The organism is Streptomyces sp. SX-6, assembly GCF_059089585.1.
Genome location: NZ_JBTHHU010000023.1, coordinates 19,152 through 40,338 on the forward strand (window position 1 = coordinate 19,152; position 21,187 = coordinate 40,338).

The window sequence follows — 21,187 nt, forward strand, 5'->3', positions numbered from 1 at the left end:
CCGAGTGGCCGACACCATGGTCTTCTTCCGTGAGTTCATTCGTTCGCCGATGGTCACGGCGACGGTGACCGCCAGTTCACCAGGCCTGGCCAGACAGATGACCCTTCCGGTGCCCGAGCAGGGCGACCCCGTGGTGGTGGAACTCGGCCCCGGTACCGGCGCCTTCACCGGCGCGATTCAGGAGCATCTGGCAGGACGGGGGAGGCATCTGGCCATCGAGCTGAACCCCCGACTGGCCAGGATCCTCGCGGACCGGTTCCCGAAGGTGGAAGTGATCACTGCTGATGCGGCTTCGCTGCCCGACCAGCTTGCCGAGCGAGACCTGAGCGCCGATGTGGTGATCAGTGGATTGCCGTGGGCTGCCTATCAGCGACCGTTGAGCTCCGCTGTGGCGAAGTCGCTTTCCAACGCCGGCGTGTTTACCCAGTTCACCTATACGTGGTCGCTCTGGGCACCCCCGTCGAGACGTCAACTCGCCGAACTGCGATGCGCGTTCGAGGAGGTTGTCCTCAGCCGGACGGTCTGGCGAAACCTGCCTCCCGCGCTGGTCTACTTCGCCCGTCGAAGGAGGACGGTACCGGTGGACACGGCTTCGTGACCGGCCTCACCGCCGTCTGCCGCACTCGGGGGTCGAGTAGGAGCCGCGCAGGTTGATCGTCTCGGCAGGCTGAAGACCTATGGGACCTTCGGGCCACCGGCGCGGCGAGCGATCAACTGGGCCAGCTGCTCGGCGTAATGCTCGACCAGTTCGGGCGAGGTGGCGTCGGCGCCGAACAGGCCGCGGGCCAGCTGGGGGTAGACGGCGAGGGCGTTGCCGGCGGCCATGGTGATGAGGATCAGCGCGGCCGGGTCGAGGCGATCGTCGATCTCGCCGGCGCGCTGGCGTTCGCGGAGGGCCTCGACCTCCTGCCGGAGCCGGGCGTTGCGTTCCCGCGCCTCCTCGTCGTCCTCGCCGGTGTCGGCGAGGCCGTCCCAGGCGAGCAGGCGCCCGCCGAGGTGGGGGTGGACGCTTGCGTGCACGCTGCGCTTGATCTGCTCGGTGAAATCCAGGTCGTTGGCGATCTCCTCGGCTTCGTAGGCACGCCAGCAGCGGCCGATCTCCCGGTACAGGCCCTGCTTGCCGCCGAAGTAGTAGGAGATGAGCTGCTGGTTCACACCGGCGCGTTGGGCGATCTCCGCGACCCGGGCGCCGTCGAAGCCCTTGGCGGAGAACACCTCCGCCGCGGCGTCGAGGATGCGGGCCTTGGTGCGCTCCGCATCGCGCTGCCGCTCGTGCCGAGCCGGCGATCGTCTGGCCGGCCGCTGCCGCCCGGCCGGTTCCTGGTCCTGCGTCGAGTGTTGTGCGGCCATGGACGCGATTCTGTCATGCGCCCAACTGTCTTAATCAATCAGTCGTTTGACAAGTGCATCCGTGCGGATGATTCTGTCGGTCATGGCCCACATAGCCTTCATGAGCCCGGCCGAGGCCGGTCACCTCAACCCCACCCTGCCGATCGCCCGGGAACTGATCGGGCGCGGGCACCGTGTCACCTTTCCCGCCGATGAGCGGATGGCCGAGCGCATCCGGCCCACCGGCGCCGAGGTCATCCCCTGCGAGCCGCGGCCTGCCGAGGCGATCCTGATCGACGGCATGGACGCGGCGGCGCGCGCCACGCTCACGCTGCTCCAGCAGGTGGAGCATGCTCTGCCGCAAATCGAGGCCGGTTACGCGGACGACCGGCCGGATCTGATCGTCAACGACTGGCTCGCCTGGGCCGGTCCGATGCTCGCCGCCAAGTGGGAGATTCCCCGGGTCCAGTCCTGGTCCGCCCATGCGGCCAGCGAGGGCTACGACTTCGGGGCGTTCATCGTCGAGATGTTCGCCGGCAGCTCGTGCAAGGCGGAGTTCGACGGCCTGCTGGCCACCGTCCTCGCCCGGCACGGCCTGCCCGCGTTCGAGGTGCACGACTTCTACAGGCCCGCCGAGTCCAATCTCGTCTACCAGCCCAAGTCGTTCCACGTGCACAACGAGACCTTCGACGACCGCTACGCGTTCGTCGGCCCGACCAGGCTGCCCGCCCCGCAGGACTGGACGCCCCCGGGGCGTCCGCTGGTGCTGGTCTCGCTGGGCACGATCATCAGCCGCCCGGATTTCTTCCGCACCTGCGTCCAGGCGTTCGCCGACCAGCCCTGCCATGTGGTGATGTCCGTGGGGCGCGGCATCGACCCAGTCGGACTAGGGGAGTTGCCCGCGAACATCGAAGCGCATCAGCACGTCCCACAGCCGGCCGTGCTCGCGCACGCCGACGCCTTCGTCACCGCCGCCGGCATGAACTCCGCGATGGAGGCCCTGGCCGCGGCCGTGCCGATGGTGGCCGTACCGCACACCCCCGAGCAGCGGACCACCGCCGACCGCATCGCCGAACTCGGCCTCGGTGTGGCGGTGGCTCCGGAGGAGGCCACCGCCGAGCGCCTGCGTGAGACCGTCCGTCACCTGCTCGGTGACACCGCTCTCCGGAAGCGGCTGGACGCCATGCGGCAGGACATCCGCACGGCGGGCGGCGCTCTCCGGGCCGCCGACGTGATCGAGTCCCGTCTGCCCGGCTGACGTTCACGGGCAGCGGACGACCTGGGCCTCAACCACGCGATCCAGCTGTTCGCGGATCCGACGGCGCAGGACCGTACTCGTCGTGCGGTGGAGCGGCTGCTCGGCCGGGCGGCCTGACGAGCCGCTCGAATTCCGGTTCGGTACGGAGGAGTTCGGCGTACGTCCCCGTGGCGTGAGTCGTGCCGTTCCCGAGCATGACGATGGTGTCCGCCGCTTCGACGGTCGACATCCGGTGGGCGATGACCAGGAGGGCGCATTCCTTCCGGAGGTTGTGCATGGTGACCGTCAGGGCGGCCTCGTTGGCGGGGTCGAGGTGGGCGGTGGGCTCGTCCATCAGCAGCAGACGGGGACGGGCCAGGACCGCCCGGGCTATGGCGATCCTCTGACGTTCGCCACCGGACAGGCGCGCCCCGCGTTCACCGACCTCGGTTTCGAGCCCTGCCGGCAGGCGGTGGACCTTCTCGGTGAGGTTGACGAGGTCGATGACCTCCCACAGTCTGTCGTCGCTGACGTCCGGGGCGGCGTAACAGAGGTTGTCCCGCAAAGTGCCGTGCAGGATCGGGCAGTCCTGCTCGACCCAGCCGATGTGCGAGCGCCACTCGTCGAGGCCGAGCTCCGTGGCGGGCCGCCCGTCGATGCGGAGGCTGCCGCTCCACGGTTCGTAGAACCGGTTGACCAGCGCGAAGGTGGTCGACTTGCCGGCCCCGGACGGGCCGACCAGGGCCACGAGCGAGTGAGGGGGGACGCTCAGGGACAGTCCTCGGAGCACCGGGGCGTCGGGGGTGTAGCCGAACCGCAGGTCACGGATCTCCAGGGCCGCAGAGGATGCGGTCTTCTGCCGCGACGGTCCGATCGCGGGAGCGGTGTTGTCCTCGACGGGGAGCTCGTAGACCTCCTGGATGCGTTCGGTGGCACCCTTGGCCCTGTTCACCGAGGCGACGCCCGCCATCAGTTCGGTGATGGGCCCCGTGAGCTGGGTCGCGTACAGCAGCATGGCCACCAGGGCGCCGAGCGACAGGGCACCGTCGCTGACACGGGCGGCACCGACCAGCAGGACCAGGACGAAGGCCGCGTTGATGGCCATCTGGGCCGTGGGGCCGGCCATCGCCTCGAGCCGGGCGCTGCGCACGGCGGCGTCATAGGCGTCGTGGGCAAGGGAGTTGATGCGCTCGATCTCCCGCTGTTCGGCACGGTTGGCCCGGACGGTGCGCAGAGCGGAGAGCGCTCGTTCCAGTCCGGCCGAGATCGCCCCGACGGCGTTCTGCAGCGTCGTCGAGGCACGGCCGATCCTCGCCGAAAGGGTCTTGATCACGATGCCGCCGACGAACAGCACGCCCAGGATGAGCAGCATCAGGACCGGGTCCATCGCGAACATGACGATGATGCTCCCCAGAGCGACGCACAGGTTCGTGGCGATCTGGACGGAGACGTGCGTGAGCGCCTCGCGCAGGACGGCCACGTCCGTCGAGGCACGCGCCATGAGGTCGCCCACACGCAGACGGTCGAAGTCCTGCATACGGACCCGCAGCAGGTGCGAGACCAGCCCGGTGCGCATGCCCAGGACGAACCGCTCGCCCGTGCGCTCCAGCAGGAAGGCGGCGCAGGCACCGATCAACGCCTGGGCCAGCAATAGCAGGACGAGGGTGGTGACGGGGAGGAAGAGCGACCGGTGTGCGGTGAGCGCGTCGATCACACCCTTGGCGGCCAGGGGTTGCGCGAGGCCCACGCCGGCGGCGATCAGGGTGAGGAACAGGGCGGCACCCAGAGGGCCCCGCTGCCCCCGGGTCAGGGTCCACAGATGTCGGAGCATCGCCGGTGTCAGCCGGCCTCCACCAGGCCGGACGCCCGGAGTTGTCCGGTCAGCTGCGTCAGATCCTGGTGTGCCTGCTCCGGCGCGATGCCGAACCGGTCCGCGAACTCGCCGGCCACCTGGTCCACGGTGCCGCCGTCGAGCAGGCGTTGCAGCGCGTAGGCGCCGGTCTGGTTGAGCTGCCAGTAGTTCCCGGTGCGCTGGCTCAGCAGCACCGCGCCGTCGTCGGTGCTGGTGGAGACCGTGTCGGCGGTCAGGCGGAGCGTCATGAGGTGGTCCTCCGGAGGGATGGCTTGGACGGTGCGGGGGCGACGGTGATCATCGGCCGGTAGTAGCCGTCGGGGTACGGCTCGTCGATCACCTGGCCTTCGGCCTCGATCCAGGCGTGCGCGGCGAACGGCGTCGTCCGCACACCGGCCTGCCACGTGGGCCACACGCCCTTGAAACGGCACAACAAGGCCGCCGCGATCGACCGTTGCACGCAGTTGTGGACAGCGCACTGCAGACTGACCGCGACGACCGCGGCACGGGCCGCGGACGCCTGGGCGACGGTGCCCGGGCGGGCACCGGTGCGCAGCGTCTCGAGCGCGGTGCGCAGGTATTTCGGCGGCAGTTTGGCCAGCGGCCAGGCGACGGCCACGGCGGTCAGCGGCAGCACGCGCCGGTGCAGGGGCAGCCGGACACGGCGCGGCAGCGCGCGCGGGGGACTGGTCACGAGGCCTCCTCGGGCTCGGGCACGGGGCGAAGGGTGCGGGCGGGTCCGGCGGGGCGGGCCGCGATCTCCCGCAGCCACAGCTCGGCACCGAGCGTCGATTCCAGCTGGGCGGACCAGACGTCCCCGGAGCGGGGCGGCGTGAGCAAGGTGGTCCGCAGCCTGGCCACGTCGAGCAGGCCGCGCCGCGCCAGCAGCGAATCCTCGAACAGCTCGAGCAGATCGGGAACATGATCCTGCAAGGCCCGGTCGACGGACTCCTCGGCGTCGCCCTTCGTGGTCCGGTCCAGGATCACGTCGGGTACGAGGCCGCGCATCGCCAGGGCCAGCACCGGCTTGTACCGCCAGGGGGTGTAGCGCTCGTGGGGACGGGTCGTCAGCACGGCCTCGACCACCCGGTCGTCCACGTACGGCAGTTCGAGCCGCAGCCCCTCGGCGGCGTACTCACGGCCGAGCAACCGCAGCGCGGGCCCTGAGCTGCGCATCGCGACAAGTGCCTCGTGCTGCCCGCGGTCCCGTGCCAGGGGAACGGCGTGATCCGCGACGTCGTGGAAGAGCGTCTGTGTGGTCTTCACGGCGTCGCCGGTGGTCCACGGGGTCGCCGGGATCCGCGGTCCCCAGTCCAGGGTGGGAGCCGGGGACAGCGGCGCGGAACTGCCGAGGGCGTCGGCGCACCCCCGCCACCACGTGCCGAGGTCCTCCCCGCGCAGCAGCCCGGCCAGGCTGGGCCCCAACGGCCAGCGGTTCAGCGCCCGGTGGGCACGCAGCTCCCGCAGGGCGGTCAGGGGCCGACGGCGGAAGAGCGTGTGCAGGTAGGCGGCGGTGCCGGTGAACAACTCGTCGGCCCCGTGCCCGGCCAGGTGCCAGGTGGCGCCGTGCTCGACCATCAGCTGGATCCCCGTGCGGACCGCGTTCATCCCCCGGGTGAGAGAGCGCGGGGCCTCCGTGTCCGGCAGCGAGTACGGCGGGGAGAACACGGGCGGGGCGGCGGCCTCCGGCAGGGTCAGGTGCTCGCCCCGCGCCAGCAGGCGCTCGGCCTGGGCGGCGTACTGCGCGTCGTCGTTGATCGCGCTGCCGCCGGTCCAGCGGAAGGTCAGCAGATCGGGGCGGTGCTCGGCGGCGAGAAAGCACAGCGAGGTGGAGTCCATGCCGCCCGACAGGTCGGCCGACAACCTGCCCTCGCGGGGCTGCCGTTGGGCCACGGCCTCCTGGAGCTTCTCGCGCACCAGGGCCGCGCCGTGGGCCAGGGGACGGTCCGGCTCCGGCGGAAGCCACCAACGTACCGTGCGGGCCCGGCCGTTGTCGGGGAGCACCAGGTAGGAGTCCGCGGCCACTTGCTGTACGCCGCGCCACCAGCTGCGCTCGCTCAGCGGTGCGAAGAGCATCCCGTACGTCACGCCTGCCGCCAGCAGATCTTCGTCCGGCTCCGCACCGATGAGCCCTGCCAGGATGTCGGCCCGGTCGGCGGCGATCGGGACATCACCCAGCCGGGCGGTGAATACGCAGCGGGTCCCGGAGATGGTGCCCTGGAAGCGCACTTGGCCGTTGACCGATGCCACCAGATGCGTGCTGCCGGGCAGTCGGCGGGCGAGCCTGTCCAGGTCCGGGAGGCTGCGCACCGAGGAGGCCAGCGCGGACAGGCGATCCGGCGTGACCGAGGTGGTACCGAACACGGCCACCCGTACGGAGCCCGCCTCGGCCACCACCAGGTCCTCCGGCGCCCACGAGCCGGCCAGCCACGGCCGCCCGGAGGCGTGGGGCACCATCCGCGGCGCTCCGTCGCCGAGTTGGCGGTGGGCCCAGGCTCCGCCGGGGGAGTCCGGAAGGACCGCAAGGTTGTCGTTCAGGGCCTGCACATGCCTCACCGCCAGCTATCAAGGACCGGGGAAGAAGATCGCGCAACTGGGCCCAGCCAAACCCCCGGTGACCGAGCCGGGCAAGTGTGTGGTCGTGCCAAGCACTGATATAAGTCATGTTCCGCACCATGTGCGGTATGGGGGCCCACGGGGCTTCTCCCGCCCCGTCCGCACCGGGAATAACAGCAGGTCGGAGGGTGCCGTGACCCGCGCGAATCCTGGTTGTTACCCGAGCGTTGCCTACGCGGCGCGCCAGACCGCGGGGGCCGTCGCCTCAGTGGTCACATTCCACTGGTCAGCCGCTGTTTCTTCTTGATCCATCCGTGCGGGCGCGAAGTCGGCTCGAGGATGGCGGAAGTTGCCAGGGGCACGTGGACGTCCAAGGTGGATGCCGGTTACATGTTTGACGTCGAATCCGGTACCACCGAGATGGACAGGAGAAGCTCATGGCCAAGCTGCCCGAGCGTTACACCGCCCCGACCGTCGCCAAGGTCGGCAACTTCACCAAGGACACGGACGGCACCATTCACACGAAGAAGGACGCCACGACCTGGGGTTTCAAGAAGGGTTAGTGAGCGCGGCGGGTCTCCACTGACCGCCGGGTAGTCCTGCGGCCCGGCCCTTCTCCGGTCTTCCGGAGCGGGGCCGGGCATTTGCGCGTCCGCTTCTTCCCGGCTGTTTCTTCTCGGCTTCTTCTCGGCTTCTTCTCAGCCACCCCGACGGCAGGTCAGAACCTTGCTCGTGAAAGCATTTGGCGAACATATGTCCCCTAGTGTGGAGCGTTGCTCGCCTTGTTGCCTTCCAGATGGTCCCGAACCCTTGCCGTAGCCCTCTGCATAGCCGCCGCCTCCGGCACAACAGCCACAGCCACAGCGGCTGTAGCGGCGCCGAACGACGGGCCGTCCGCCGAGAAGTACTGGACCGCCGACCGCCTCGCGGAGGCGGAGCCGCTCCCGGCGAAGGCGCCGGCGGCGGCGCCCCGGATGCGTACCGTGGGCCCGCCGTCCGTGGCCCAGGGCAGGCTCGGGGACGGGCTGCCCATGGTCGGTACGTTCTTCATGGTCGGAGACAAGAACAAGAAGACCTACTGCAGCGCGAGCGTCGTCCGCAGCGCGGGCCGCGACCTCGTGCTCACCGCCGCGCACTGTGCGAAGTCGCTGAAGGCCGCCAAGAACCGCGTGTTCATACCCCAGTTCCGCAAGGGCCTCGCCGCCTCCCGGCAGACGTACGGGGCGTACCCCGTGCGGCAGGTGTTCATCGACCCCCGCTACCAGGGCGGCAAGGGGCGCTCCACCGATCTCGACTTCGCCTTCGTCCGGGTGGGTGTCAACGACCGCGGCCAGAAGGCAGAGAACCGGACGGGCGGCCTCCGGCTGACCGGCACCCCGCGCTGGAACAACACGGTCACGGTGATGGGCTACCCGGGCGGCGGGAGCAACCCCGGCCAGAAGGCCATCAGTTGCACCACCCCCACCTCCCGGCTCAACGGCTACCGCCAGCTCCAGATGCTGTGCGGCGGCTACTACAACGGCGTCTCCGGCGGTCCCTGGATCACCCACTACGACGCCAAGCGCAAGACCGGCGACGTGATCGGCGTCATAGGCGGCTACAACGGCGGCGGCAACGACGCCAACAACGACTGGGTGAGCTACTCCCCGGTGTTCGGCCGCGAGATCCAGGACCTCTACCGGGACGCGGTCGCCGGCCGTACGCCGAGCCGCGGCGCCCTCGACACCTCCGCCCGTCCCTCCCTTCCCGGATCCGCGCGGCTCTGGAGGAACGCGACCCACCTGGTCTCCGGCGACTTCACCGGCAACGGCCGTGACGACCTGCTGGTGATCTGGAACGACGGCGAGGTCAGCCTCTACCCCGGCAACGGCCGCGGCGGCTTCGGCCGGGACCGCATGCTCAGGAGCAGCGAGAAGAGCCCCTGGGTGCGCGCCGAGGCCGTCACCGCGGGCGACTTCACCGGCAGGGGCCGGTCCTCCGACCTCCTGGTCCGCTGGAAGGGCGGCAAGCTCAGCATGTTCGCGGACGTGAGCGCCTCCGGCTTCGGCAAGGAGTACACCCTCGCCAAGCAGGGGACGGTCTGGAAGCACGCCACCCAGATCACCGCGGGCGCGTACGACTCCGCGGGGCGGGCCGACGACGTGGTCGTGCGCTGGTCCGACGGCGAGGTCTCCCTCTACACCGGCCTCGGCTCCTCCGGCGTCGGCCGCGAGCACCGGCTGGCGAAGCACGCCAACTGGACGCGCGCCGTCGCGATCACCACGGGCCGCTACTCCGGCAGGCCCGGTGCGGATCTCACGGTGCGCTGGAAGGACGGCGCCCTCGACGTCTACGCCGGAACCGGCCCGTCCGGCCTCGGCACCCGCACCAACATCCAGGCCCCCAACCCGTCGTACACCGGCTCCTCCGCCATGGCCGCGGGCACCTTCACGGGCTCCGGCCGCCCGGACGACCTCGTCGTGCGCTGGGGCAACGGCGAGACATCGCTGTACGAGGGCACCACGGCACGGGAGCTGGGGAACTGGAGCCCGCTGGTCTCGCCCTGACCCCCGACCCCTGACCCCTGGCTCCTGACCGAAAACGTATGGCCGACAGCCCACTTCTGGAGAAGGTGCAGAGGAGGAAAGAATTCCGCGAGTTGACGCCTGTGTACCGGGACCCACCAAGGGGGAGCTGTGGCAGGGAAGTTGCTCGCGAGAAGACTGCCGGCCGTACTGGGCGCGGTGACGGCGGCGGTGCTGATGCTGCCGTCACCGGCGTCCGCCCAGCAGGCCGGTGACCACGCCGCCGTCCAGGCGGCGTTGAACGTGTTCCAGGCGAGCGCGGGTCCGGGGGCCGGGATCCACGCCGGTGACAGCACAGACTCCTGGACGCTCTCCACGGGTACGGCCGTCATCAACACGAAGCGGCCGGTCCAGCCGACCGACCATTACCGCATTGGTAGCCAGACCAAGAGCTTCACCGCGGCGGTGGTGCTGCAGCTGGTCGACGAGGGCAAGGTCGCCCTCGACACACCGATCGAGAAGTACCTGCCCGGCGTGGTCGACGGCAACGGATACGACGGCAACACCATCACGGTGCGGCAGTTGCTCCAGCACACCAGCGGAATAGCGACCAACAGTCCGGCGTCCCCGGAGGCCAACCCGGACGGCACGTTCACCCTGGCCGCACTGGTGCGGGACGGGCTCAAGCGTCCCCCGGCCTTCCCGCCGGGCGGCGGCTGGCAGTATTCCAACACCAATTACGAAATCCTCGGCATGCTCATCGAGAAGGTCACCGGTACGCCGGTGGCCCAGGTGATCACGAGCCGGATCGTCCAGCCGCTCAATCTCACCCAGACCACATTCCCCGCCGCAGGCAACCGCACCGTGGCCGAGCCGGCCGTGCACGGGTACAACGGCGTGCGTATCGGCCCGTTCTTCTTCTGGACGGACGTCATGACGGCGTTCGAGCCGTCCATCTACAGCACCGCAGGCGCGATGATCTCCACGGAACAGGACATCAGCACCTTCTACCGGGCGCTGATCGGCGGCAAGGTCGTGTCACCGGCGAGTCTGGCCGAGATGAAGAAGGCGAGGGACGTCGGCCCGGGCCTCGGCTACGGACTCGGCCTGATCAAGCACACCCTGCCTTGCGGCGGTGTGGCCTGGGGGCACGACGGCGAGGTGACGGGCTACTACACGGAGACCATGGTCACCGAGGACGGCCGCCACGCCGCCGTGGTGAGCAATGCACTCACCCCTCTCAGCAACCCCGTCGGGCCGATGTACAAGCTGCTGGACACGGCGCTGTGCGAGAAGTGAGCGTCACCGCACGATGATGAACCTGACATCCCAGACCGGGGCCGTCTGCGGGCAGACGGCCCCGGCCCGGCGGGGCGTACAGCGCTGGTAGGAAATGACGTCCATGGTGCCGCCGCCCCGCACCGCATGGAACGTCGCCTCGGCGTCACCGTTCGGTGACGTGCGCTGCGCGTCACGGTGCAGCACCGGGTTGCCGGGGACGGCCGGGGCGGTCCAGGCCCAGGACAACTGGTCGTCCCGGCGGCCGGTGAGACGGACGGTGATCTCGTCGCCCTGGTGCACGGTGATGACACGGTGGTTGTCCGCGTTCGTCAACGTGATGTGCGGCTCCGCAACTGCCGTACTGGCAAAGGCCACTGCTGCGGCACAGGAAAAAGTCAACAGCCCAGCTGCTTTCATCGCTTCCTTCCAACAACATGGTCAGGCCAGCGTGTCGATATGGCCGATGCACGCTGCCCGGATCACTCGAAGATGAGCAAGTGCGACACGGTCCTTCACGGCGTCAAACGCGGGTGTGTCAATCGACGCCATGACGGTCGACTCAAGGGCTCTTATCGCCGGACCCGGCAGAACAAAAGTCCCCTGAAGATGGAACCCCGTCTCCACCCGATTGCACAGAACGACACGCAGGGCATCCCAGGACCGGCGTGCGACCGCCTGCGTCTTGCGTCTCTCGCCCGGATCCGTCGCACCCCGCAACTCCTCCAGGGACCGGATCACGTCCTGAGCGCGCCGATGGAGTTCGGTCGACAACTTCCGTACCCGGGCGAAGACCTTCAGCGACGCTGCCGTACCCGCGACCAGGAGCGTCATACTCGCGGCAAGCATCGACGGCCGGTAGGTATGTGCCACTTGACTGCGTGACGTCAGCAACAGCAGCCCTCCCAGACCGCACCACAGCGCGAAGACCCGCGCGACCGCCGCCCGGACCAGCCTGCCCCGCAGGCGATGCAGCGGAAAGTCCGTCGGCTCCGCCAGCCCGGCGCCGGAGAAGTTGAACACCCAGACGGCGAACAGCGAGCCGGCCGCCACCGTCTGATCCGCCGTCCCCGCGCAGAGAACGGCAGTCATCGCGACAGCGGCGAACGTCACACCGATGGCGATGACCGGGAGGGAGGTCAGACGCCATCGCCAGGCGGGGGGCAGCCCTTCGAACCAGGGCCGTGCCAGGCGTCTCGCCGCCAGGGCCAACGCCGCGGCCACGAACGGGGCGGCGTACCAAACCTGCACAGGACAGGCAAGCGGCGCGATCACGGCGCCGACAGCAGTCGCGGTGGCGACACCGGCGGCGGTCAGCCGCTGCCGCAGGGACAAAAAACGTACGCGCTCGAGCAGAAGAGTCATTCGGTATCGGTCCTTTCCAGCCGGACCGATGTACTACCAGCTCAGCGCGGTGGCGTGCTCAGCAGGGCGGATAGAACTGGCGGACCCAGTGGCGGTAACGGCCGATGGCTTCGTCGCCTGTGGCGAGGCGAGGGCGTGGCTCGTAGCGCTTGGCGTTCCAGATCCTGATGTCGTCCTGGACCTTGTGCACCGAGATCCGGAGCATGGTGAGGGCGAGGGCGCGGTGCATGGGGCGTCGCAGGAGCGACGTTCCGGCGGACCGGGGCTGTCGGATGTCCGTGCAGGCGGTCGCGAGCACCAGGCGTGTGCGCTGGGGCGCGGTGGGCGTGTGCATGACCCACGAATAGATGACCACTCCGAGTGAGGGCAGTGGGAGCTCGACACGCAGACAGCCCATTCCCGCCTGCAGGAATGTGGTGTCGTACCGGAACCTCTTCAGCAGGGAAGGGTGATTCGGACTGAGCAGCAAGTCCGTTTGCAGACAGGGAGCTTGCGACTGCGGCGGGTCGACTTTCCACACGGTCACATCGTGCACGGTCGGCAGATGCCGGTAGTCGGCCGTGTTCTCGGTGAGCTCCTGGACATGGGCATGAACATCAGTGCTCCAGGAGGCGGTTGGGGTGATCCCTGCGGGGGAGGTGTCGGGCACCTCCCAGGTGGGCGGGGAGTCGTCGTGTCCGTACCAGATGAGGATGAAACCGTTGCGCTCACGCAGCGTGTGATGCCCCAACCGGGCACGCGGTGGCGGACCGTCGGGCGTACTGACGCAGGCGCCGTCGGGAGCGAAGGCGAAACGGTGGAACGGGCACACCAGGTTCCCGCCCTCGACGGTGCCGCCGGCGCCGAGATGGGCTCCGAGGTGCGGGCAGTAGGGGCGTACCGCGTACGGCCGCCCGTCAGGGGTGCGGTAGGCGACCACGTCCTCGCCCGCGAGCCGCCGGGTCAGCACACGGCCGGGAGCCAGCTCGCTGGACCGAGCCAGGAAGAACCAGCCGCTCGGGTAGGGGAGTTCCACTCCCGTCGTCATACCCAGGAGTCAATCACGAGGGGGGACACTGAAGACCATCTATCAGGAAAAGCCACTCGTAAGAGTCATTTTCTCGTCATACGTGCTTGTTCTGGTATCACCCGCCGGTACGATCCGATCGCCTCGGTGCAGGGGGTGGAGCCATGGCCGACGAATCCGTCGGGAGTACATGTGGCGAGGCGGAGGTTCTCGTCATCGGTGCGGGCATGTCGGGGGTGGCCGCCGCGATCGCGCTGCGCCGGGCCGGTGTCGACGACATCGTCGTTCTCGAGAAGTCGAGCCGCCTGGGCGGCACTTGGCGAGACAACACCTACCCCGGATGCGGCTGCGACGTACCGTCCCTGCTCTACGAGTACTCCTTCGCCCCCAACCCCTGGAGCAGGGGCTTCGCCTCCCAGCCCGAGATCCTGGGCTACCTCGAGGCGACCGCGGCGACCCATGGCGTGGACAAGCTGATCCGCTACGACACGGACGTCCTGTCCGGCCACTGGGACCAGAAGGCACACCGCTGGAACCTGCGTACCACAGCGGGCACTTACACCTCCCGGGCCCTCATTGTGGCCACCGGCCCCTGGTGCCGTCCCCGCTACCCCGACATCCCCGGCCTGGACGGCTTCCCCGGCACGGTCTTCCATTCCGCCCGCTGGGACCACGACGCCGATCTGGCGGGGCGCCGCGTCGCCGTGGTGGGCACCGCGGCCTCCACCGTCCAGTTCCTGCCCGAGATCCAGCCCCGCGCGGGCAGCGTCGACGTCTTCCAGAGCACCCCGCCCTGGGTGCTCCCGAAGCCGGACTACGCGTTCCCCCCGGCCGTTCACCGATTCCTCGGGCGCCACCCGGCCGCACGGCATGCGCTGCGCGGCCTGCACTACTGGACGCAGGAGGCGATCGGCGTGCCACTGCGTCACCCCCGCCTGCTGGCACCCCTCGAGGCGCTGGCCCGCCATCACCTGCGCACCTCGGTTCCCGACGCGACCCTGCGCGAGGCCCTGACCCCTCGCTACCGGCTCGGCGGCCGCCGTCTGATCGCCTCCGACGCGTACTACCCGGCCCTGACGCAGCCCAACGTCCGTCTGCACCCCACCCGGGTGACCGCTGTGCACGGCCAGGACGTCATCGGTGCCGATGGCACTCACACCCCGGTCGACGTCATCATCCTGGCCACCGGCTTCCATGTCGGCGACCTGCCCCTCGCCCCCCACCTGCATGGCGCCCACGGCACCACACTCGCCCGGACCTGGTCCGACAACCGTCGTGCCTACCTGGGCACGAGCGTCAGCGGCTACCCCAACCTCTTCCTCCTCATCGGACCGAACACTCTCACTGGCACCACAGCGGTACCCACGGTCCTCGAGGCCCAACTCCGCTACATCACCGCGGCGCTCACGTACCTGCGCTCTCACGGGCACACCGCGATGGACGTACGACCTGAGGTCGAACTGGCCCACCAAGCAGCCCTGCACGGTGCACTGCCGACCACCGTCTACAACACCGCCGACTGCTCCAGCTACTACTTCGGCCTACCCGGCGTCAACACTTTCTGCTGGCCCTGGTCCACCGGCCGCCTTCTCAAGCGCCTGAACTTCTTCGCGCCTGATGCTTACACGTGGTCTCAACCTCCGACTGCCGCTCCGACAGCGGCTCCTCGCGCATCGCGAGCGCCAGCACGAAGGCGACTGCCATGAACGGCACCGTCCAGCCGAAGACGGCGTGGAAGGCCGAGGCGCTCTCCGCCGGGCCCGGCCGCGGGGAGCGGAGACCGGCGGCGAGGATCGCACCGAAGAGGGCGGCACCGAAGGCACCGCCGAGCGTGCGGCAGTGCGGTCGTCACGACCGTCTGATCCAGGCTTGCGACGAACAGCGCCAGCATGAGCGGCAGCATCACCATCACGGTGCCGCTCCGATCGCCGAAGGGTGTTCCGGATGGCTGCGGTTGCGGCAGATCCACCACAGCCAGGCGGCGTAGTCGGTACAGGCCCGTGCCGAGGCGCGTTCGCGCAGGGCGCGTGCGGCGACATGCAGGACGGCACCGGCCAGCTCCGTCGTCCGGTGCTCCTCGGCGCACAGCACCCGCATCATGCGCTCGCGCTCGACCGCGCTCTTGCGCAGAACCGCGTACATGCTCCGGCGCAGCTCGGTGGTGGACCGGCCGGGGTCGCAGAAGATGCGGTGCAGTGCAGCGGCGAGGTGTTCGCCCGCACGGCCCGCGGCCCGTCGCCGGCGGCCGTGCGCGGCGATGTTCCCGGCGTGCGCGAGGCATTCGGCGTCCCGTAGCGCCAAGGTCAGCCCGGACGCGGTGAGCGGGTGGCAGGTGCCGACCGCGTCGCCCACCAGGGCGTACGGCCCGCGGCCGTGGAAGCCGCGCGGGCGCAGGCGGTTGGCGGCCCACTGGACGCCGCCGTGCTCCAGGGCGTCGCGGAGGGCATCGGCCAAGTGGCCCGGGAGATACGGGGCGTAGGCGCGGCGCAGGAAGGTCAGTAAGGGGGCGGAGCGGAGCGGCAGCGGGGGGATGTCGAGGGAGAGCCGGACGGTGTGGCGGTCCAGCCGGTAGGCGAGGACAGGCCCGGGACCACCCGCGAAGACATGGCCGTAGCCCTCGGTCGGCAGTGACACGCCCCGCAACACCACCCCGGCCGTGCGCGAGACCATGGCCGGGGGTGTGGTCGTCGGCCTCAACGTGCGCCGAACCAGGGAGGTTTGCCCTTCGGCGCCGACAATGCGCCGTGCACGGACGAGCCGTGTGGGCCCGTCGCCCTGGTCGTACGTCACAGTGGCCTGCTCGACGGACCGGACCCGGGCGCCGAGTGCCAGGGTGATGCCGGGGTGGGCGGACGCGGTGGTGCGGAGGGCAGTGACCAGGTCCTCGTGCCGGATGGTGGCGGCGCGTTGGCCGTCGGGACAGGGGAGCGTGATGGGCGTACCGCCGTCCTCGGGATGCAGCACGAAGCCGAGGGTGGTGTTCGTACGGGCTGTAGGGAGCTCGACACCCAGCCGTTGCAGGGCGTCGAGTCCCGTCGGATGGATCCACTCACCGGCAAGTCGTGTCGGCGGACGGCGCGTTGCCTCGAGCAGCAGGACGCTGTGTCCGGAACGGGCGTGCGCGAGGGCCGCGGCGCAGCCGGCCGGGCCCGCGCCGATGACGGCGACATCGTACGCGGCCGGGGTCATGGCTTCCTGCGGCGGTAGCGCAGCAGACAGGGGTGGTGGGGCGGAGCGGTCAGGCCCACCCGGACCGGTCGGACGTCGGGGCCGGCAACGAGGGCCTCGAATCGTTCCGTTGCCTCGGTCTCAGTGGTCATGCCGCTCCCTGTGGTGTGCCGGACTCGCGGAGTCCGGGGTGAGTGAGGCGACCGCGCGTAGGTAGCGGCCCAGGGCCAGGGTCGGGAAGTAGGCTGGATAGAGGCGGTAGTTGATCATCATGGTGGTGAAGAAGACGCCGTTGACCTGCTCCTCGCCCCAGGAGCCGTCGGGCCGTTGGGCGGTGCACAGCCACTGGACGCCGTCGGCGACGGCCGGGTGCGCGGGGCCGAGCGCGTCCAGTCCGGCCAGCACGGCCCAGCTGGTCATCCCGGGCAGGCCGTGGTCGAGTGCGATGTAGCGGCGCTCGACACAGCTCCGCCAGTCCTCGCCCCAACTCCCGTCCGCCAGCTGCGTCGCCGCCAGCCACTGCCCCAGGGCGTGCAGGGCCGGGTCGTCGGGGGAGGCGCCCGCCGCGCGGAGTCCGCGGGCGGCATGGAAGGCGGCGTAGGTGTAGTTGATGCCCCACGAGCTGGTGAAGGATCCGTCCGGGTTCTGGGCGGAGCGCAGGAAGTCGGCCCCCCGTTTGATCGCCGTGCCGGCCCGTCGGCGTCCGTCCGGCAGGAGATGCGGGCACATTCGGGCCAGGGCGGTGAGTGCGGAGCCGGTGCAGTCCACGGACGACGAATCGACCATGCAATGGGCGAACATCTCCGTCGGGTTGAGCGCCTCGAGCCAGCGGCCGGCACGTTGGCGGTCGAGTGTGCCGAAGCCGCCGTCGCGGTTCTGGCGGTCGAGGATGATGTCGAGCGCGGCGGACAGGGGCCATGACCGCAGGTGCCCGGCTCCGGTACGCAGGTGCTGCGCGTCCTCCACGCCGAGCAGCGCGTTGACGGCCTCCGCCGTGCAGTCGCCGACCGGCCATCGGCTGTCGCGGTCGGAGAGCGCCCAGCCGCCGATCACCGTGCGCAGTGGCGGCACCAGCCCCGGGTAGGTGGTGATCTGGGCGTCACGCAGATATCTGGACGCGCGGGTGAGCGCCGGTCCCGCCTGCGCCGCCCGGTGTTCCGCCCCCGACGCGAGGAGAGCGCTCACGGCGAAGGAGGTCTCCCACACCATGGTCCGGTCACCGCAGATGCGCAGCCCCTGCTTCTCGTCCGACCAGACCCAGTACTCCAGCCTGGCCACTGCCGTGTCGAGCAGGGGGTGCCGCCGGTCGTGCGCGAACAACACGAGGCACTCCACCAGCGCGTTCACCGAGGACAGCCCGTGCACGGGAGACGCGTGCTGCTCGTCGACAACGGCACGGTGGCAGTGTTCGAGGGCGGCGCGGCGCAGCCGGCGACTGTGTACGCGTTCCCAGCCGCGCAGGCCCAGTTGGAGAGCGCGGAGGAGGCGGCCGCGCGGGAACACCACGTCGGAGCGAGGGCCGCTCGTCGGGACCGGTGGCATATCGCCGAAAAGCTCGCGCCCGAGCTCGTCGCCCACGGGCCCCAAGTCCACGCGGAACCGCGCGCCGTAGAGGTAGCTCATGCCCTGGTAGAGCATGCGGGTCCAGCCGAGCATCCGCTCCGGATGGAGCGGCACCCAGCGGGGGAGGAGCATCGCCTCCGGCGGGAACGGCGCCACCTCGCGGTAGGGCACCAGCCCGAGCACCGCCAGCCAGAACATCCCCCACTGCGGAACGGCCCGCGCACCACCCGGCTGCGTACCGAGCCACTTCCTGGCCTCGGCGGCCGGCGGTTCCTCCGGACCCACGCCGAGCAGGCGCAGCGCCACATAGGCCAGCACCGTGGCGTACGGCGAAGCAGGAGCCACGGGATGCATGCCCCAACCACCCTGCGGTGTGACCGAGTTACGGAAGTACGTGACCATCCTCCGCCGGGAGGTCTCGTCCGGTGCGCGCCCCAACGCCCGCATGACGATGACGTACTGGGAGAGGATCGTGGTGTTCCACTCCATCTCCCCTTCCCAGGAGCCGTCGTCGGACTGAAGCCCCAGGAGGCGCGCGCAAGCGGCGTCATACGCGGCGGGTACGTCCGGAAGTGGAATACCGGCTTTCATTGAGAGGCACTCCTTCCGTGTGCGGTCGACGAGTGCAAGGGGGAGAGGAACTTGATGTTGCATGCCGATCACGCACCCGAATTGCCCCCGTTGATATGCATGACCGCTATTCGGCAGGGGAACCGCCCGTTCATGCGGACGGGTGGTAAATACGCCTGGCCGTGCTAGGGGCGTGCGATCGGTTCGGGTCGTGCGTCGCGAACTCCCATGTGATCTGGGCGACATGGGCGACCGTTGAGTTTCTAGGTCACGTGACCTAGCGTCGAGGTCGTGGACGATGACATACAGCTCGACACAACAGGCCCCGTGCTCGTAGTCGGCGGTTGGGGAACCGTCGGTAGCGAACTGGCGCGGCTGGCCGCGCCGTTCTGGCCGCTGCTGCTCACCGGCCGTACCCCGGAACGCGGCAAGGGCCTGGCCGATGAGACCGGGGCAGCGGCGCGCCGCTGGGACCTGAGCGACCCGGAACCGTTCTCGGCGAAGGCCCGCGCCGTGATCAGCGCCGTGAACGACCCCGACGACCGGGTGCTGCACGCCGCGATCCGCGGCGGGGTGTCGTACGTGGACATCACACGGTGGACCGCACGGTTGCAGCGCGCGGCGGCGATCGCCGCCGTAACACCCCCGAGCGCTCCGGTGCTGCTGTCGTCCAGCTGGATGGGCGGCGTGAGCGCCCTGGTCGCCGCGGCCCTGGCGGACGGCCTCGGCGGGGCGTCGGCGGTGGAGATCGCCGTCCGGTACGACCTCAAGGACCGTGCGGGCGCAGACTCGGTCGAGTTCATGGACCGGTTGGGGCTGGACTACGAAGTGACGGAGGCCGGGCAGCGCCGGATGGTCATGCCGCTGAGCGATGCCGGACACGTCGCCATCGGCGAGCACCGCACGAAGGTCGCCCGGATCGACACACCGGAGCAGTTCACGCTGCCGCTGTCGCTGGGCGTCGACATGGCCGTCACACGGATCGGGTTCAGCGCGAACTCGTCGACGTCCACCCTGCTGGCGCTCAAGAGGACCGGGTTCTTCCGGTGGGGGCGCGGCGACAGGTTCGAGTCGATACGGCGGTCGGTGCTGTACTCGCCGGGCGAGGGCGGAGAGGCGCTGGTCCGTGTCGACGTGCGGGGGCGGAACGGGGAGCACCGCACCGCGACGATCAGGGACACCGCCGGACAGGCTCATCTCACTGCGGTGGGAGGCCTGTTGGGGCTGAGGCGGGTGCTGAGTGCGGAGGCCCCCGGCGGCGTGGCCTTCCCGGAGATGACACCGGCACCGCAGGACGTCGTCCCCGCCCTGGAGAAGCTGGGAGTCGAGGTGACGGTGTCATGACCGGCGACACGAAACCGCGCCTGACCCGGCAGGGGAGCATCCGGCGCACGAGCCTGCTGGACGCCGCCGAGACCGTCCTGATCGCCAAGGGCAACGCGGACGCGTCGCTGCGGGCCATCGCCGACGAGGCGGGCGTGCGGGTCGGTCACTTGCAGCACTACTTCCCCACACGGGCCGAGCTGATCAAGGCCGTCCTGGAACGGGCGTTGGACCGATCCCTGGCGCGGTTGGCCGCGGTGGAGTCCGTGGACCCCGCCGAGGCGGTGGCGGTGGTGCTGGCCGAACAGGAGGACCCGCGGCTGGTCCGGTTGTACGTCGAGGTGTGGGCACTGGCGGCGCGGGACGAGGACATCGCGGAAGCGGTGCGCGAGTTCTACCGGAAGTACGTTGCCCACGTGGAGGCGTTCGTACGGCAGTACCGCCCCGACTGGCCGGTCGGCCTCTGCCGGGCCAGGGCGGAGACGTTCGTGGCGCTGGTGGAAGGGGCGGCGCTGATGCGGTCGGGGATCGCCGGGGTCCGGTCGGAGGCGATGGATACGCAACTCAAGCGGGCGGCAGTTCAGTTGCTGTGCAAGTGAGGTTCGCGCAACCGGTCGAGGAATGACCGAACTTCCGCGGCGAATCTGTCCGGTGCGTCCGCGTAGAGCCAGTGCCCGCACCCGGGAAACCCGACCAGCCGCGTGTTCGGCCGCTCTGCCGCCATGCGCTGCGCCGTAGCGGCGGTGAGGATGAAGCTGTCACCGGCGCGCATGAGCAGGGCCGGTTGCGCGGAGGCCGCCCACTGGGCGGAGAAGTCACCGACGAGCGCGCGTTGGGATTCCACCATCTCGTCGGTGTCGAAGAGCAGCCCCCAGCCGTCGTCGAACTCGACCGCGCTGTCGAGGAAGTACGAGGCATCAGGTATGCCCTGTGCCTCGATGGCGTCCTTGAGGGCCTGGCGGGAGGCGGTGCGCCGGGGCCATGTGGAGATATCGAGGACGGGGTGGGTCTCGGGCTCCTGGTTGAGGACGGTCATGTCGGCGACGACGAGGGACGAGACGAGCTCGGGGTGGCGGTCGGCGAGGAGATAGGCGATCGCGCCGCCCATCGAGTGGCCCAGGACGGCCGCGGGCGCGAGGCCGAGCTCCCGCAGGAAGGCGGCGGCGTCGGCGACGTACGCGTCGGGCGTGACCTCGCCGCCGTGGTCCGACAGTCCGTGGCCCCGCTGGTCGAGCGCGACCACGCGGTAGCGCCCGGCGAGGGCGGCGGCCAGCGGGGCGAAGATCCGTCCGCGCCCGAAGTGACCGTGCAGGGCGAGCAGAACGGGGCCGGGTCCCCCGGAGTCCAGGTAGGCGAAGCGGCGGCCATGGAGGTGGCTGAAGGCCTCGACGGGCATCTCGGGCTCCTGGCAGTGATCAAGCAGGTCGTCAACGGCA

General features: G+C 70.0%; 20 protein-coding genes. 8 read left to right on the forward strand and 12 right to left on the reverse strand.

Going from position 1 to position 21,187, the window contains the following annotated elements; genetic code table 11:
* Positions 1-4 precede the first annotated feature (4 nt).
* Positions 5-598: a class I SAM-dependent methyltransferase gene (locus ACV530_RS24635; RefSeq protein ID WP_494334815.1), complete on the forward strand. Its 594-nt coding sequence runs from the start codon at positions 5-7 to the stop codon at positions 596-598.
* 77 nt (positions 599-675) lie between these two features.
* On the opposite strand, the gene ACV530_RS24640 is transcribed toward ACV530_RS24635, so the two are convergent.
* Positions 676-1,350, reverse strand: coding sequence for a TetR family transcriptional regulator (locus ACV530_RS24640; protein ID WP_494334816.1), 675 nt, complete (start codon positions 1,348-1,350; stop codon positions 676-678).
* 82 nt (positions 1,351-1,432) lie between these two features.
* On the opposite strand from ACV530_RS24640, the gene ACV530_RS24645 reads away from it, so the two are divergent.
* Positions 1,433-2,587 (forward strand): macrolide family glycosyltransferase, encoded by a 1,155-nt coding sequence (locus tag ACV530_RS24645; RefSeq protein WP_494334817.1) that lies wholly within the window; start codon positions 1,433-1,435, stop codon positions 2,585-2,587.
* 28 nt (positions 2,588-2,615) lie between these two features.
* On the opposite strand, the gene ACV530_RS24650 is transcribed toward ACV530_RS24645, so the two are convergent.
* The 4 genes from ACV530_RS24650 to ACV530_RS24665 are packed head-to-tail and all read right to left on the reverse strand — an operon-like array spanning position 2,616 to position 6,974.
* Positions 2,616-4,397, reverse strand: a complete 1,782-nt coding sequence (locus tag ACV530_RS24650) for an ABC transporter ATP-binding protein (protein ID WP_494334818.1) — start codon at positions 4,395-4,397, stop codon at positions 2,616-2,618.
* Between the two features lie 8 nt (positions 4,398-4,405).
* Entirely contained in the window at positions 4,406-4,666 is a 261-nt protein-coding gene (locus ACV530_RS24655) for a lasso peptide biosynthesis PqqD family chaperone (protein ID WP_494334819.1), read from the reverse strand.
* Complete coding sequence (locus ACV530_RS24660) at positions 4,663-5,112, reverse strand: lasso peptide biosynthesis B2 protein (RefSeq protein ID WP_494334820.1); 450 nt, start codon at positions 5,110-5,112, stop codon at positions 4,663-4,665. The genes ACV530_RS24655 and ACV530_RS24660 overlap by 4 nt, the downstream gene beginning before the upstream one ends.
* On the reverse strand, positions 5,109-6,974 hold the full coding sequence (locus ACV530_RS24665) for an asparagine synthase-related protein (RefSeq protein ID WP_494334821.1): 1,866 nt from the start codon (positions 6,972-6,974) through the stop codon (positions 5,109-5,111). The genes ACV530_RS24660 and ACV530_RS24665 overlap by 4 nt, the downstream gene beginning before the upstream one ends.
* Before the next feature lie 437 nt (positions 6,975-7,411).
* Here ACV530_RS24665 and ACV530_RS24670 point away from each other — a divergent pair, with 437 nt between their 5' ends.
* From ACV530_RS24670 to ACV530_RS24680, 3 genes are all read left to right on the forward strand, one after another.
* Positions 7,412-7,537 carry a hypothetical protein gene (locus tag ACV530_RS24670; protein ID WP_494334822.1) on the forward strand — a complete coding sequence of 42 codons (126 nt, stop codon included), beginning with the start codon at positions 7,412-7,414 and terminating at the stop codon, positions 7,535-7,537.
* Positions 7,538-7,756: 219 nt separating this feature from the next.
* Positions 7,757-9,520: a trypsin-like serine peptidase gene (locus tag ACV530_RS24675; RefSeq protein WP_494334823.1), complete on the forward strand. Its 1,764-nt coding sequence runs from the start codon at positions 7,757-7,759 to the stop codon at positions 9,518-9,520.
* Between the two features lie 129 nt (positions 9,521-9,649).
* A complete protein-coding gene (locus tag ACV530_RS24680; RefSeq protein WP_494334824.1) occupies positions 9,650-10,777 on the forward strand; it encodes a serine hydrolase domain-containing protein in 1,128 nt (375 codons plus the stop codon).
* Positions 10,778-10,780: 3 nt separating this feature from the next.
* Here the strand turns inward: ACV530_RS24680 and ACV530_RS24685 are convergent, their stop codons facing one another.
* From ACV530_RS24685 to ACV530_RS24695, 3 genes are all read right to left on the reverse strand, one after another.
* Positions 10,781-11,092 (reverse strand): hypothetical protein, encoded by a 312-nt coding sequence (locus tag ACV530_RS24685; protein WP_494334825.1) that lies wholly within the window; start codon positions 11,090-11,092, stop codon positions 10,781-10,783.
* A gap of 105 nt (positions 11,093-11,197) precedes the next feature.
* Positions 11,198-12,121, reverse strand: coding sequence for a hypothetical protein (locus ACV530_RS24690; RefSeq protein WP_494334826.1), 924 nt, complete (start codon positions 12,119-12,121; stop codon positions 11,198-11,200).
* Between the two features lie 58 nt (positions 12,122-12,179).
* Complete coding sequence (locus tag ACV530_RS24695) at positions 12,180-13,148, reverse strand: aromatic ring-hydroxylating oxygenase subunit alpha (RefSeq protein WP_494334827.1); 969 nt, start codon at positions 13,146-13,148, stop codon at positions 12,180-12,182.
* Positions 13,149-13,291: 143 nt separating this feature from the next.
* Between ACV530_RS24695 and ACV530_RS24700 the strand changes: the two genes are divergently transcribed.
* A complete protein-coding gene (locus tag ACV530_RS24700) occupies positions 13,292-14,833 on the forward strand; it encodes a flavin-containing monooxygenase (RefSeq protein WP_494334828.1) in 1,542 nt (513 codons plus the stop codon).
* Between the two features lie 202 nt (positions 14,834-15,035).
* On the opposite strand, the gene ACV530_RS24705 is transcribed toward ACV530_RS24700, so the two are convergent.
* The 3 genes from ACV530_RS24705 to ACV530_RS24715 are packed head-to-tail and all read right to left on the reverse strand — an operon-like array spanning position 15,036 to position 18,449.
* Positions 15,036-16,316, reverse strand: a complete 1,281-nt coding sequence (locus ACV530_RS24705) for an FAD-dependent oxidoreductase (protein ID WP_494334829.1) — start codon at positions 16,314-16,316, stop codon at positions 15,036-15,038.
* The gene (locus ACV530_RS24710) at positions 16,313-16,447 is read right to left on the reverse strand and encodes a hypothetical protein (protein ID WP_494334830.1); all 135 of its coding nucleotides are present in this window, start codon (positions 16,445-16,447) and stop codon (positions 16,313-16,315) included. Before ACV530_RS24710 ends, ACV530_RS24705 begins: the two co-directional genes overlap by 4 nt.
* The gene (locus ACV530_RS24715; protein WP_494334831.1) at positions 16,437-18,449 is read right to left on the reverse strand and encodes a hypothetical protein; all 2,013 of its coding nucleotides are present in this window, start codon (positions 18,447-18,449) and stop codon (positions 16,437-16,439) included. Before ACV530_RS24715 ends, ACV530_RS24710 begins: the two co-directional genes overlap by 11 nt.
* 270 nt (positions 18,450-18,719) lie before the next feature.
* Here ACV530_RS24715 and ACV530_RS24720 point away from each other — a divergent pair, with 270 nt between their 5' ends.
* Positions 18,720-19,772, forward strand: a complete 1,053-nt coding sequence (locus ACV530_RS24720; RefSeq protein WP_494334832.1) for a saccharopine dehydrogenase family protein — start codon at positions 18,720-18,722, stop codon at positions 19,770-19,772.
* Positions 19,769-20,350 (forward strand): TetR/AcrR family transcriptional regulator, encoded by a 582-nt coding sequence (locus ACV530_RS24725; protein ID WP_494334833.1) that lies wholly within the window; start codon positions 19,769-19,771, stop codon positions 20,348-20,350. The genes ACV530_RS24720 and ACV530_RS24725 overlap by 4 nt, the downstream gene beginning before the upstream one ends.
* On the opposite strand, the gene ACV530_RS24730 is transcribed toward ACV530_RS24725, so the two are convergent.
* Positions 20,332-21,147 (reverse strand): alpha/beta fold hydrolase, encoded by an 816-nt coding sequence (locus tag ACV530_RS24730; RefSeq protein ID WP_494334834.1) that lies wholly within the window; start codon positions 21,145-21,147, stop codon positions 20,332-20,334. The two genes, ACV530_RS24725 and ACV530_RS24730, sit on opposite strands and share 19 nt — an antisense overlap.
* Positions 21,148-21,187 lie beyond the last annotated feature (40 nt).